Genomic DNA, 14,253 nt, shown 5'->3' on the forward strand with positions numbered 1-14,253 from the left:
TTATTGATGTATTAATTTATATCGTTGCTATTTCCAATTTCTTCAATTGGGCTTCGTCTTTTGTCTTTCAACTTTTTAAAATGGGAAGGGGAGAGACCTGTAACTTTTTTAAACTGGCTTGATAAATGGGCCACACTACTATAACCCATTTTCCATGCTATTTCGGTAATATTGTGTTCACCATAAATAATTAATTCTTTGACGCGTTCTGTTTTATGAGAAATGATAAAATGTTCGATTGTCGTTCCTTGTACTTCTGAAAATAAATTTGACAAATACGTATAATCGTGATTCATCTTTTCGCTTAAATAATCAGAAAAATTCACTTTAATGATTTCATTAGAATGATGCACCATTTCAATTATTACATTTTTAATTTTTTCAATCAACATCGCTTTTTTGTCATCCATTAATTCAAGCCCTGAATTAAGCAAGTTGGTTTTCAATACTTCTCGTTGAGCCAAAGAGATGTTTTCCATAATCTCTACTTCGCCTAAATCTACAACGATGAAATGGAGACCTAGATTTCTTAACTCTTCTTTCACTGCCATCTTACAGCGATTGCTGACCATGTATTTTATATATAATTTCAATTTTTTTGATTTTTAACAGATTATGTAAAAGTCTCACAATTATTTATAAAAGCTATTATACAACTTTTATAAAAAGTTGTATAATTCACACATTTTAATTGAAATGTGTTTATGAAATTGAGGTAGTTTTATAGCAGAATTTGGAAAAAAAGGGGGTCGATTTTGGGTTATAAAATCAATATTTTTATAAAGTTACGAATAAAGTAGCACTAAGTTGATATAATTTCACTCCAATATTTTAGTACTGCTAATTAGTTAGTCATTAATTAACTACCTAAATATGAGTATAGTAAAATCAATGGTTTTTTATTGTTTGAAAACATCTGTCCAATTCATTGTTCTTAAGGATGAAACTTTATTTTCCTCATTTAATGTGACCCTGAGTTCTTTATTGGCATTTGAATGATCAAAAATGGCTTTGTATCTAAATATAAGCTCGTTTTGGGTATTATCTTTGATTATTTCAACTAATTTGAGATCTTTAAAATTGCCGTATCTTCCTCGATAAATCACACATATTTTAGAATGTTTTTCCAAAGTTGTATTTTGAATTACAGATTGGGTGGCTTCACTTTCATTGAAGGGAATGAATTTTGAAGTGTTGCAAATCATTAAAGTTCTTTTGCCTAAATCATACGCTTTTTTCTTTTGACTTTCACTCACTTCATCATTATTGAGTTTAATGTATTTAATTTCGACTGGTTCATTAATAACTTTTTTTGTTTTACATCCAATCAATAAAAGTATAGTTAAGACAAGAATTATTTTTTTCATTGTGATTTTTTTTTTTTTTTTTTGTAACGTTTAAAATTTGTATAATATACTAAAAAATAAGGAATTGGTTCAATTTTTTCAAAATTCTAATCCAGTAGGAATCGCAGTGGAACATATTTGATCCTTTAAAAAATAAAATAGCTACTAGTTAAAACTTAAAGGAAAGGCCTTTATTGTGGTATTTGTAACAGTATTATAAAAAGGTTTGGATCAGGAGCTGCAGCTGTGGAGAATTAAATATAAATAGTAATTATTTAAATAATAAACAAAAAAAAGCCGAACACATTTGTTCGGCTTTTAGTCGGGGTGGCAGGATTCGAACCTGCGGCCTCCTGCTCCCAAAGCAGGCGCGATAACCGAGCTACGCTACACCCCGAATGCGGGTGCAAATATATAAAATATTTTTTCTTATCCAACACTATTTTTAAAATTAGAATTAAAAAAAACTCGTTTCAAAAAAGCATCTATAAAATCACCCAGAAACAAAAAATGTAGGGTATAAATAACTGTTCAGTAGTAAGTTAATGATTATTATGCGATAGGAGTAATTTGTTTTTTTTATAAAAGAGTATTGAAAAACTAAAAAATAGTCGACAATTACAATTTTCGTAATAAGTCAATAGGATTTTGAAGTCTATCGAGAGGTTTTGCAAAACCACAAAACCACTAGAACTAACATTTTAATAATTAGTCCAACGGCTTAATTTATGATTTTAATATGCACATCACCATTATAGAAAAAGAGAAGGATTTAAAGTTTACACAGTTTTAATACGTATATTTGAAGTGAAAAGCACCTGCTAAAAGGAGTTGTTAAAAGAGTACGACTCAACTTAAATCTAATGCCAAAAAGTTGAAATGAAATCAAATTCCTCCATAGAAAACACTACACTTTTAAATCAACTACCTATTGACGAGGAAGATGCTACTTTGTTGCCACAAAAAAACAATTCAAGTGAAATTAAGAATTCATTTACTGTTGTTGCAATTGGTGCCTCGGCTGGTGGACTTGAAGCCATAACACAATTGTTGCAAAATCTATCGCCAACTACCGGTATGGCCTTTATTTACGTTCAGCATTTAAGTCCTGACCATAAAAGCATGCTTTCCTCCATATTGTCAAAAACAACGCAAATGCAAGTTCAAGATATAGATGATATGGAAAAATTGATTCCAAATAATGTCTATGTCATTCCATACGATAAAGGAATTGAAGTTACCGATGGTCATATCAAATTAATTCCACGTGGAGGTAAAGGTTCCGCTATTTCGATTGACACTCTTTTTTCATCGTTGGCAGAGACCCACAAAGAAGATGTAATTGGAATTATATTATCTGGTAGTGCCCATGATGGAACTGTTGGTTTACGAGATATTAAGTTAGCTGGTGGAGTCACTTTTGCCCAAGATGATTCTGCGAAATTTTCCAGCATGCCCAATTCTGCTATTGCTGAAGGCATTGTAGATTATATTATGTCCCCAAAAGAAATAGGAATCGAATTATCGAGGATAAGTTTAAATCCTTCAGAAATCCGAGAAAAAATAAAAAAGACTTTCCCCTTTGATTTCGATAATAATAATCCCGATTTAAAAAGGATTGTACAGTATTTACATAAAAAAAAAGATGTTGATTTTAGTCATTATAAAATGAATACGATCAATAGGAGAATCCTGCGAAGAATGCTCATCAATAAATTACAAACACTTAAACAATACGCTGAATTACTTAATAAAGATGCTAATGAAGCAGATCTTTTATACCAAGATTTACTGATTAATGTTACTTCCTTTTTTAGAGACATCGATGCTTTTTTACTTTTAAAAAGTACTGTTTTACCTAAATTATTAAAATCAAAAGAGTCAGGAGAAACACTCCGGATCTGGGTTGCGGCATGCGCAACAGGGGAAGAAGTCTATTCGATTGCCATGTTACTGTTAGAAATCAAGGAAGAAGAGAAACTTGATGTGCCTTTTCAGATTTTCGCTTCGGATTTAAGCACGGAAGCCATCAGTATAGCGCGTGTTGGAGAGTATTCTACCTCGCAAGTTTCTTCTATAAGTCCTGAAAGGATGCAGCGGTTTTTCACGAAATCAAAAAGCAAATATCGTATTTCAAAATCACTCCGTGATGTGTGTGTGTTTGCTCATCATAATATTTTGCGCGATCCTCCTTTCTCTAGAATAGATTTTATCAGTTGCCGAAATATGCTCATTTATCTAGACATCCCAGCCCAGAAAAAAGTAATGTGTACTTTTCATTATGCGCTAAATGATAGCGGTTGTTTAATGCTCGGCAAATCGGAAACTATTGGAGCTTCGGCCCAACTATTCACTGCAATTGATAAAAAATATAAATTTTATTCCCGTAAAAATAATACTGCTCTCCGTTCCATCCCAAACCTAAGTTCCCGCAATTCTTATATAACTATGACAGATAAAAATAGTAATCCGAACCTACCACCCTTCAAAAAAACACCACTTTCCACCAAAGGAAATCTTGGTCAAGCCTTTGATGCTGTTTTACTTGAGCAACATGTTCCAGCAAGTGTTATTATCAACCATGATTTAGACATCCTGCAATTTAGAGGAAATACAGCTTTGTATTTGCAACATTCGTCAGGAAAAGCCAGTTTCAATATTTTAAAAATGGTGCATCTCGAAATTACTTTTGAGCTACGCAATGCCATTCATCATGCCATTAAAACCAAACAGCCCGTTCGAAAAATGGGGATAGAAATGAATCGGGACTCAAAAGACAATTCTATTCAAATAGTAAATATTGAAGTGATTCCCCTTACATTAGAAGGAGAAGAACCCTTATTAATAGTTATTTTTACGGGTCAACAAGAAATTGTGTCCGATGAAGATCCCAAAAAAGCAAGACAAAAAAGTTCGATTGCCAAAGACAGACGCATCAAAAAACTGGAAGAAGAATTGTCTTGTGCTCGTGCCGACATGGGTTCTATAACCCATGATCAAGAAGCTGCAAATGAGGAATTGCAAAGTGCCAACGAAGAAATCGTTTCCAGCAATGAAGAACTTCAGAGTTTAAACGAAGAACTTGAAACTTCGAAAGAAGAAATAGAATCTACCAATGAAGAACTCACCACGAGTAATTTAGAATTGCAAGCCCGCATTCAACAAGTGGAAGAGTTAAATAATTATAATGAAGCCATTCTTTCGACAGTGCACGAACCGGTTTTGGTATTGGACAAAGATTTTAAAATTAAATCGGCCAATAAATCCTTTTACAAAACTTTTAAAGTAACCGAAGCGGAAAGTATTGGAAAATCGTTATTTAAATTAGGAAATAATCAATGGAACATTCATGTATTACGAGAATTATTGGAAGAAATTGTTCCTAAAAACAATAGCTTCTTTGATTTTGAAGTAGAACATGTTTTTCCATCAATTGGTCCAAAAACAATGTTACTTAATGCCCATAGAATTGTGCAGCCAAGCCTTAATGAAGAATTAATTGTTCTTACTATAGTTGACATAACAGAAGTGCGATTATTAGCCATAGAATTGCAAATAAAAGAAAAAAAGGACTTAGAAAAACAATTAGAAGTAGAGAAAAAGGCACATAAACTGATTGAAGATAGTAATAAGCGCTACAATATGATGCTTATGCAATCTCCTTTTGCTTTTGCTATATTGAAAGGCAAAGACATGAAAATTAAACTGGCCAACGACAGTATCAAAGAAATTTGGGGAAAAGGGAATGCAGTTGAAGGAAAACCATTATTAGAAGTTTTACCAGAACTGATAGACGGAAAAATACCAAAAATTCTTGATGAAGTTTACAAAACAGGTATACATTTTGAAGGCTATGAAGTTCTAATTCCGATGATGCGTAATGGTAAATTATCGGATGCTTATTTTAATTTTGTATACCAACCCTACCTGGAAGCAGACGAATCTATTTCAGGAATAACCATTATTGCTTTAGAGGTTACTGATCATCATAATGTTAAAGTGGAATTGATTGCTTCTAAATGTATTGCGGAGCATAAAACGCTGATGGCTGAAGAAGCATTAAAATTCAAGCAACAATTTTTATCAAATATGAGTCATGAAATTCGGACACCAATGAATTCGATAGTTGGTTTTACGAATTTGATTTTAAAAACGGAATTAAACCAAAATCAAAAAGAATTTATTTATGCCATCAAAAAGTCTGGCGAATCCCTAATTATTTTAATTAATGATATTCTTGATATAGCCAAAGTAGATGCTGGGAAAATGTCATTTCAAAATAATCCGTTTAGTCTGGAAGAATCTGTTTCGGATATTTTTAAATTGTTAGAACCAAAATGTCAAGAAAAAAATCTTGAATTCACCAAAGACTATGACGCTTCAATTCCTAAAACGCTACTTGGTGACGCGGTTCGTTTGCGACAAATAATTTTAAATTTAATTAGCAATGCAATAAAGTTTACTCATAAAGGGAAAGTATCCATAAATATTAGTATTGTAAATGAAGATGCAAAAAAAATAACTATAGAATTTGCTGTAATTGATACCGGTATTGGTATAAATGAAAATAGATTGTGTCATATTTTTAATAATTTCGAGCAGGCTTCTGATGAAATTTCAAAAGAATATGGTGGTACCGGACTAGGACTCTCTATTGTAAAACAATTAGTTGAACATCAAGGAGGATCTGTTTTTGTAAAAAGTAAATTAGGAAAAGGATCGGCCTTTAGTTTTTTAATGGATTTTGCTAAAACAGCTGACATAATTCCTCAAGAAACAGCTTTAATTTTGAACGCGGAAAATAATGGAAGAATAATTAAAGTTCTAGTTGCGGAAGATATCGCTTTAAATCAAATGTTGATAAAGTTAATTTTGGCCGATTTTGACTTTGAATGTGATATTGCCGAAAATGGTAAAATAGTGCTGGAAAAACTACAAGAAAAAGAATATGATATTATTTTAATGGATTTACAAATGCCTGTAATGAATGGTTTTGAAGCTACTGATTATATCAGGAATATATTAAATCTTCAAATACCTATAATTGCACTTACAGCCGATGTTACTTCATTAGACATTAAAAAGTCTAAAAAAACAGGTATGAATGATTATATCTCTAAACCTATAGACGAAGACATTTTATATAGTAAAATAATGGAGCAAGTCCATAAAAATTAACTCAGCCAGTTGCAATATCAGGGGCATTGTTAATTTGTTTACACTTTTGGGTGAGGTCAATAGGCTAGAATTGGCTTTGAAAATTATAGAATTTAGAATCTATGAATTCTTCCAATATTGTGGTTTGGTATCCTCAGTTCTTTGAAACCAGTAGTCTGGAGTTACTTTATGCCCGTCTAATGTTTGCATTTTTCGCTGGAATATCCAAATCGTAGGATTAAAAACCATATCGGTAACGGCTACTGTATACAATTGAGGATCTTCTTCGTCTTTTTTCTTTTCTTCTTCGAGAACTACTTCAAAACCGTTATGTTCTAAGAGTTGTTTCAAAAAATCTCTACGGTGTTCGTCAACACCTTTTTCGACAAAAGTGACTCTTGTTTCTCCTATGCTTCCAAATGAATGTTTTCCGTCTAATGATGCCATAACTTATTTATTAAAAATGATGCTTATATCAAAAATGTAATCGTACAATGGGCTGTATAATCCAAGTGCCAATATACCTAAAACAGTGGCGATTAATCCCAAACGCATGTAGATTTTGCTCTTAAAAAAAGGAATTGGATGGTTGCTTTTACGGATGAACATGGCTCGTACGATCAATAAATAATAGTAAAGTGAAATGGTTACATTGACTACAGATAAAAAGACAAGAAAATAATAGCCTTTGCTTGCTGCGGCTGTAAATAAGAAAAACTTACCAAAAAATCCTGCTACAGGCGGTATTCCTGCCAATGAGAACAAAGCCAACATCATAATCAAACTCAAATTGGGGTTTGTTCTATACAATCCGTTATAATCGTCCCTTTTTTCTTTCCCTGTTTCTAACGAAATGGCTTGTACCACACCAAAAGCAGCCAAGTTGGAAAAGATATAAACCAATACAAAATAAACTACAGTGGCAGTTCCTAATTGGGTTCCGGTAATTAAACCGAGAAGTATAAAACCAGCTTGGGCAATTGATGAAAAAGCCAAGAATCGTTTCATATTGTGTTGTCTAATGGCAAATAAATTACCAATAAACATCGTAGCAACTGCAATGCCATAAATGATGTGTTCCCAAATATGTAGTAATGGTTTTAGAACGGTAAACATCAAAATCATCAAAATAAATACGGCGGAACCTTTAGATATCACAGATAAATAAGAGGCAATACTTATGGGAGCACCTTCATAAACATCGGCAGTCCAAAAATGAAAAGGAACCAACGATATTTTGAACGCCAATCCAGAGAAAAATAAAATGGAAGCCAAAATTGTTAGATTATTCGAGGCTACTAATCCAATAATATCATCAAAATAGATTGAACCTGTAGTGGCATACAATAATGAAATTCCAAATAATGAAACTCCTGAAGCCAGTCCTGCCGAAAGAATAAATTTGACACCCGCTTCACTTGAAATTCTTTTGGAGGTTTCCCAGGCTACTAATGCCGCAACTGGCAACGTGGATAATTCCAAGCCTATGAAAAACATTAGAAAATCGCCTGCCGAAATCATAAAATACATTCCTAATAGGGAAGAGAACATAAGCATAAAAAACTCAGTTCCTTTGTTGTCTTTTACTAATTTTTCTTGAATCCAATCGGCTGATTGAAGCAATAATATAAATACACCAACATTCAGTACATTTTTGAAAAGATGAATTAAAGGGTTGGTTCGAAACATACCGCCAAACAAACTGGCTTCCTCGATGGCAAAAAAACCTACCATGGTGTGAATTCCAAATAGGAGTAGGGCCAAATGTACCATGCTTCTTTTTTTGTGATTTGGTATGAAAATTTCGCCGACAATCAATAAAAGTAAAATTGCCAATAGGAAAATTTCTTGTCTCATTAAGATAACGCTATTCAAATTCATTTTAATTGTTTTGTTATTAATGAGTTAATACTCCTTGAATAAATGGTTGTAAACTTGCCATAATCATATCACTTAACCATATTGGTGCTACTCCCATCCCGATAATTGGAATTAGTAACAATAAAATACCTGTTTTTTCATACCAAGTCACTTTTGGTAAATCATGGTGATGTTCATCAATAATTGGCCCCATCATAATTTTACCAACCAATCTCAAAATGTAAACCGCCGTTACTACAATCGATGAAACTGCAAGAATGGTCAGTACTCTGTGGAACATATCTGGATTTTCAAAAGCACCAACAAAAATATTCATCTCCGCAATAAAACCACTGAATCCCGGTAAACCTAGATAGGCGAGTCCAGTTATTACATATACAGCACCAATAAATGGTAGCGTTTTCATTAAACCTCCTAATTTATTGATGTCTCTGGTATGCGTTCTGCCGTAAATCATTCCGATTAAAGCAAAAAATAAGGCGGTTAACAATCCGTGAGAAAGCGACTGAAGTATGGCTCCGTTCCAAGCAATTTTATTGAATGTCAATAAGGCAAATAAAACTAATCCTAAGTGACTCACAGAAGCATAGGCATTGATGTATTTTAAATCCGTTTGTCTTACTGCTCCAAAAGCACCATAAACAACACCAATTGCTGCTAAAATAATGAAAAACCAAGACCATTCCATTGCTCCTAAAGGCAACAAGAACATGGCAATTCTAAATATTCCATAACCTCCTAATTTCATCAAAACTCCAGCGTGTAACATGGATACTGCCGTTGGCGCCGAAGCGTGACCGTCAGGTGACCAAGTGTGGAATGGAAACAAAGCGCCAAGAACTGCAAAGCCTAAAAAGGTCAATGGGAAAAATAATTTTTGTGCTGCAAAAGGAATATGTACTTTGGCAATTTCCAATATATTGAAAGTTAAGGCGCCTCCATCTGCATTTGAATTAAAGTAGATGCCTAGGACTCCAACTAATAAAACAGCCGAACCTCCCATTAACATCAGGGTTAATTTCATTGCTGAATATTCTTTTGGGCCTGATCCCCATATTCCAATTAACAAATACATTGGAATCACAGCTATTTCGTAGAATACAAACATGGTAAACAAATCGATCGATATAAAGAATCCGTATACTCCGGTTGATAAAACCAATAAGGAGATGAAAAATTCTTTTGGTAAATCCTCCATTTTCCAAGATATAAAAACCCCTGCTAAAACTATTATGGCAGTCAATCCTAATAAGGCTACTGAGATACCGTCGACACCTATGGCGTAATGTATGTTGAAATGATCGAACCAAATCATATCCTTGGTAAATAACATGATACTGTCATTGACGGCTCTTTCCTTGAAATAAGCAATTACCAAGTTGCTAGCCATTCCCAATTGAATCAAGCTGCCGACCATTGCCGTAATTCGAGCTTGTTGTAAACCTTTGGTGAAAACCAAAGCTAAAATGGTTAGTACAGGAACAATGATAAAAAGTGATAAAATATCCATGTTAATTGATTAGTTTGTCCATAAGTAAATAAAAACCAATGCTATAATTACAACTCCACCAACAAATGAAAAGGCATAATCTTGTAATTTTCCGGATTGGACTCCTTTGATTTTTCTTGAAATCCAAACCGTTTTGTTTCCGATACCTTCCATTGTACCATCGACATATTTCTTGTCAAAATAGGCAATAGGAGCAGCAACGAGATTGAATACTATTTTTTTGGTAACGAAAATGTATATTTCGTCAAAGTAAAATTTGTTGTACGTCCATTTGTAAAACATTCCAAAGGAATGGGCAAACTTTTCGGCCAAATCGTTTTCTTTTTTATAGAAAATCCAAGCTAGTATGATTCCAAACAATCCAGTTCCGACAGCCAAAGCGGCCATGGTATAATTTAAATGACCTTCAAACCCTACTTTATCTGCAGTTATGAATTCACTGAAAGGAATAAATCCAGCAATAATACTCATAAAGGCTAAGAAAAGTAAAGGAAATGTCATGGAAATTGGGGCTTCGTGTGGAGTGTGTGTGTATTCCGTTTCCTTACCCCAAAATATTCCAAAATAAAGTCGAAACATATAAAAGGCAGTCAGTCCAGCTACGAAAAGTCCAATGAAATACAGAAATTCATTTTTTTCAAAGGCTGCTACCAAAATTTCATCTTTACTCCAAAACCCTGCAAACGGAGGAACACCTGCAATTGCCAATGCTGCAATTAAAAACGTAATATTGGTGATTGGCATATACTTGCGCAATCCGCCCATATCTTTCAAATAATTGCTGTGAACCGCGTGAATAACAGAACCTGCACCAAGGAATAATAAGGCTTTAAACATGGCATGGGTAAACAAATGAAACATCGACGCCATATAACCAACGCCCTCTTCTCCTTTATAACTAGAAACACCCAAGGCCAGCATCATATAGCCAATTTGTGACATGGTAGAAAAAGCCAAAACGCGTTTGATATCCGTTTGTGTAATGGCAATTACTGCGGCAAACAAGGAAGAAAAAGCTCCCACATACGCTACGATATTCAAGACGAAACCTTCTTCAACAAAATAATACATTGGGAATAAACGGGCAACCAAATAAACTCCCGCAACCACCATTGTTGCAGCATGAATTAATGCAGAAACGGGTGTTGGTCCTTCCATCGCATCGGGTAGCCAAATATGTAATGGAAACATGGCCGATTTTCCAGCGCCTCCCATGAAAATTAGGATTAATGCCCATGTAAAAACAGACATTCCCATAAATGTAGTGGAAGCCCAGTTTAATAATAAAGCCTCCCCTTCTGGATTAACGGCATTTAAAGTTTGAAAATCAAATGTTCCAGCATAATAACCTATTATTAAAATTCCAATCAAGAAACCTAAATCGGCAAAACGGGTAACAATAAAAGCTTTTTTAGCGGCTGCTACCGCTGATGGTTTGGTGTAATAAAAACCAATTAAAAGAAAAGAAGAAACACCCACTAATTCCCAGAACATGTAGATTTGGAAAAGGTTTGTTGCTAATACCAATCCTAACATGGAGAAAGAGAAAAGCGATAAGTAGGCGAAAAACTTAGTGTATCCATCGTCGCCTTTCATGTAACCTCGGCTATAAATGTGGACCATTAAAGAGATAGTCGAAACCACGATTAACATCATAACAGATATAGGGTCAATCAAAATTCCCATATCAATATGTAGGTATTTAAGTGACGAAGTTTCGGTGAAGTTCATCCACACCACTTTTTCTACAAAAGTTTGGTAAACCCCATCTACTTTTCCACTAACAAAAAAGTATTGAAAAGCCGCATAATACGAAAGAGCAGTTGAAGTAGCCAATCCCAAAACGCCGATATATCCAGAAACTGCGGGTTTGATTTGGGTGTTGAAAATTCCCAAAAGCAAAAACACAGCTAGCGGAATCAGCGGAATTAATAAGAGGTAAGATAAGTTCATATTTTTAGAATATTAATACTTCATAATTTCAGTGTCCTTCGCTTCTACAGAACTAATTTGTCTGTAAAGATTGATAATAATTGCTACAGCAAGAGCAGTTTCTGCAGCGGCTACGGCTATAATAAAAATCGAAAAGTAAACACCTTGCAAGGCATCTGGATACATGTATTTGTTAATGATAACAAAGTTAACTGCTGATGCATTTAATAGAAGTTCGATAGAAATCAATATCGAAATCAAGTTTTTTCTTGTAATAAACCCATAAATACCTATAAAAAACAGGATGGAAGTAAGGGTGAAAATTTCATAGATGCTAATTCCAGATATCATACTATTTCGTCATTTTTAGTTAGTTTATCTCCTTTTCCTATTATTATGGCTCCAATCATTGCGGCCAATAACAAGACACTTATTACTTCAAAGGGCAAAATAAAACCACCTGCGTCATAGCTTAAAAGTCCCCTGCCAATATCAGCAACTGAAGTTGATTTGTAATTTTCGACCACTTTAAAATCATACGAATAAATCGTAATCAAGAAAATGCCGAGTCCTACTAAACAAAGCAAGCCGGTTAGTATTTTTGCAGGTAATTTTGCCATTTCCAACTCCATTTCTATATGGTGAACCAATAAAACAGAGAAAATAACCAACACTATTATTCCTCCCGCATAAACCGTAAGTTGAACAGCAGCCAAGAAATTATAATCAATTAAAAAATAAATACCAGCGATTCCAATGAGAACAAATAATAAATAAACAACGGAGCGCAGCATTTTGCGACTGCTAACAGAAGCAATTGCAGCAACAATCATTATAATTGCCAAAATATAAAACACAAATTTTTCCATAAGATTAATCTTCTACTCCAGGCATTAATTTGGATCCTGGTTTGTTTAAAACTTTAGTAAGTGTTGTTCGGTCGTAAACGGAATTTTCGAAATTTTGAGCCCACACTATGGCATCTGTAGGACAGGCCTCTATACATAAACTACACATGGTACACATACCTAAATGGTAAATATGTTGGTCTATCACTTTTTTCTTTTTGCCTGTTTCGGGATCAACTTGTCTATCCCATATAATTTCGATACTTCCATTGGGACAAGCTAATTCACATTTTTGACAGCCAGTACAACGGTGTTCATTGTTTTCGTCGTGCGGCATTACTACTTCACCACGAAAACGTTCAAACATTTTTAAAGTGGCACGATTTTCAGGATATTGTTGGGTAATAGCCCCTTTTCGAGCGTTCAAAAAGTACTTTCCGGTGACACTCATACCTGTGAGGAGCGACTTTATTGCGTAATATATATCTTTAAAATAAGTCATAATTTTTAAAATTGAATTGTTAATCCAAGCAAAACCATCATTGCCATTAGAATCAAGTTCATTAGGTTTAAAGGAAGTAAATATTTCCATTCTAATATTAGCAGTTGATCTATTCTCAATCGAGGGAATGTCCATCTAAACCACATCATTAAAAATATAATTACCAATGTTTTAGCTAAAAACCAAAATATGCCTAGTAATGGTATCGATTCTGTGATTCCGAATGGAGATAAATAACCGCCAAAAAATACAGTTGCAGCAATGGCTGCAATAATAAACATATTAATAAATTCGGCCAAGAAGAAATAGGCAAATTTCATTCCTGAATATTCTGTGTGGAAACCAGCTCCAAGTTCAGATTCAGCTTCCACTAAATCAAAAGGAGCTCTATTGGTCTCTGCAGTTCCGGCAATTAAAAAAATGCAAAAGGCTATAAATGCGGGAATGTGTCCTTGAACAATAAGCCAACCGTGTTTTTGTACTTCTATTATTTCTGATAGTTGTAAAGAACCTGTCATTAAAACCATTGTCAAAAGTGATAGCCCAACCGAAAGTTCATAACTTATCGTTTGAACTCCACTTCGCATAGCACCAATCATAGCAAATTTATTATTGCTGCTCCATCCTGCTAATAAAATTCCGATTACTCCGATAGATGAAATAGCAATTAAGAAGAAAATGCCAATATTGATGTCAAATGCTTGAAATTCTTGCGTAAAAGGAAAGAGAGACAAAGCCATTAGCGCCGATATAATTACAAAATAGGGCGCTAAATTGTATAAAAATTTATCGGCTTTTTCTGTAATAGTAAGTTCTTTTGAAACTAATTTTAGGGCATCGGCCAAGGTTTGCAATAAACCAAGATAACCTACTCTGTTTGGTCCAAGTCGTAGTTGAAACCAAGCTGCAACTTTTCTTTCTAATAAAACTAAGTACAATCCAGCTACAGCAAAAATTGCTAAGTAAATTACTGCTATCAATACCATTTCTACTATACTTGCTGTCATTTCTGGCATCAGGCTAAAAAGCCATTCATGTATGCTTTTTGTAATATTCATCTTGAAAATAGTATTTTAA

11 protein-coding genes and 1 tRNA gene are annotated in these 14,253 nt (G+C 34.0%); 1 reads left to right on the top strand and 11 read right to left on the bottom strand.

What is annotated here, in order from left to right:
- Window positions 1–11: 11 nt before the first annotated feature.
- The 3 genes from E0F76_RS04760 to E0F76_RS04770 all read right to left on the bottom strand — a co-directional run bounded on the left by E0F76_RS04760 (window position 12) and on the right by E0F76_RS04770 (window position 1,743).
- A complete protein-coding gene (locus tag E0F76_RS04760; protein WP_132003135.1) occupies window positions 12–572 on the bottom strand; it encodes a helix-turn-helix domain-containing protein in 561 nt (186 codons plus the stop codon).
- Window positions 573–899: 327 nt separating this feature from the next.
- Complete coding sequence (locus E0F76_RS04765; RefSeq protein ID WP_132002111.1) at window positions 900–1,367, bottom strand: hypothetical protein; 468 nt, start codon at window positions 1,365–1,367, stop codon at window positions 900–902.
- A gap of 301 nt (window positions 1,368–1,668) precedes the next feature.
- Window positions 1,669–1,743: transfer RNA gene (locus E0F76_RS04770), tRNA-Pro, on the bottom strand.
- 482 nt (window positions 1,744–2,225) lie between these two features.
- Between E0F76_RS04770 and E0F76_RS04775 the strand changes: the two genes are divergently transcribed.
- Window positions 2,226–6,524: a CheR family methyltransferase gene (locus E0F76_RS04775; protein WP_132002114.1), complete on the top strand. Its 4,299-nt coding sequence runs from the start codon at window positions 2,226–2,228 to the stop codon at window positions 6,522–6,524.
- A gap of 99 nt (window positions 6,525–6,623) precedes the next feature.
- On the opposite strand, the gene E0F76_RS04780 is transcribed toward E0F76_RS04775, so the two are convergent.
- From E0F76_RS04780 to nuoH, 8 genes are read right to left on the bottom strand one after another with little or no spacing between them, the layout of a single operon-like run.
- Complete coding sequence (locus E0F76_RS04780) at window positions 6,624–6,950, bottom strand: hypothetical protein (protein ID WP_132002117.1); 327 nt, start codon at window positions 6,948–6,950, stop codon at window positions 6,624–6,626.
- A 3-nt stretch (window positions 6,951–6,953) separates the two neighbouring features.
- Window positions 6,954–8,384, bottom strand: a complete 1,431-nt coding sequence (locus E0F76_RS04785) for an NADH-quinone oxidoreductase subunit N (RefSeq protein ID WP_132002120.1) — start codon at window positions 8,382–8,384, stop codon at window positions 6,954–6,956.
- A 16-nt stretch (window positions 8,385–8,400) separates the two neighbouring features.
- Complete coding sequence (locus E0F76_RS04790) at window positions 8,401–9,894, bottom strand: complex I subunit 4 family protein (RefSeq protein ID WP_132002123.1); 1,494 nt, start codon at window positions 9,892–9,894, stop codon at window positions 8,401–8,403.
- A 9-nt stretch (window positions 9,895–9,903) separates the two neighbouring features.
- Window positions 9,904–11,847, bottom strand: a complete 1,944-nt coding sequence (gene nuoL, locus E0F76_RS04795) for an NADH-quinone oxidoreductase subunit L (protein WP_132002126.1) — start codon at window positions 11,845–11,847, stop codon at window positions 9,904–9,906.
- Between the two features lie 12 nt (window positions 11,848–11,859).
- The gene (gene nuoK, locus E0F76_RS04800) at window positions 11,860–12,177 is read right to left on the bottom strand and encodes an NADH-quinone oxidoreductase subunit NuoK (RefSeq protein WP_132002129.1); all 318 of its coding nucleotides are present in this window, start codon (window positions 12,175–12,177) and stop codon (window positions 11,860–11,862) included.
- On the bottom strand, window positions 12,174–12,695 hold the full coding sequence (locus E0F76_RS04805) for an NADH-quinone oxidoreductase subunit J family protein (protein WP_132002132.1): 522 nt from the start codon (window positions 12,693–12,695) through the stop codon (window positions 12,174–12,176). The genes nuoK and E0F76_RS04805 overlap by 4 nt, the downstream gene beginning before the upstream one ends.
- A 4-nt stretch (window positions 12,696–12,699) precedes the next feature.
- A complete protein-coding gene (locus tag E0F76_RS04810; protein WP_132002135.1) occupies window positions 12,700–13,176 on the bottom strand; it encodes a 4Fe-4S binding protein in 477 nt (158 codons plus the stop codon).
- A gap of 5 nt (window positions 13,177–13,181) precedes the next feature.
- The gene (gene nuoH, locus E0F76_RS04815) at window positions 13,182–14,234 is read right to left on the bottom strand and encodes an NADH-quinone oxidoreductase subunit NuoH (protein ID WP_132002138.1); all 1,053 of its coding nucleotides are present in this window, start codon (window positions 14,232–14,234) and stop codon (window positions 13,182–13,184) included.
- Window positions 14,235–14,253: the final 19 nt, after the last annotated feature.

It is taken from the genome of Flavobacterium cellulosilyticum (assembly GCF_004349355.1).
Lineage (GTDB): Bacteria > Bacteroidota > Bacteroidia > Flavobacteriales > Flavobacteriaceae > Flavobacterium > Flavobacterium cellulosilyticum.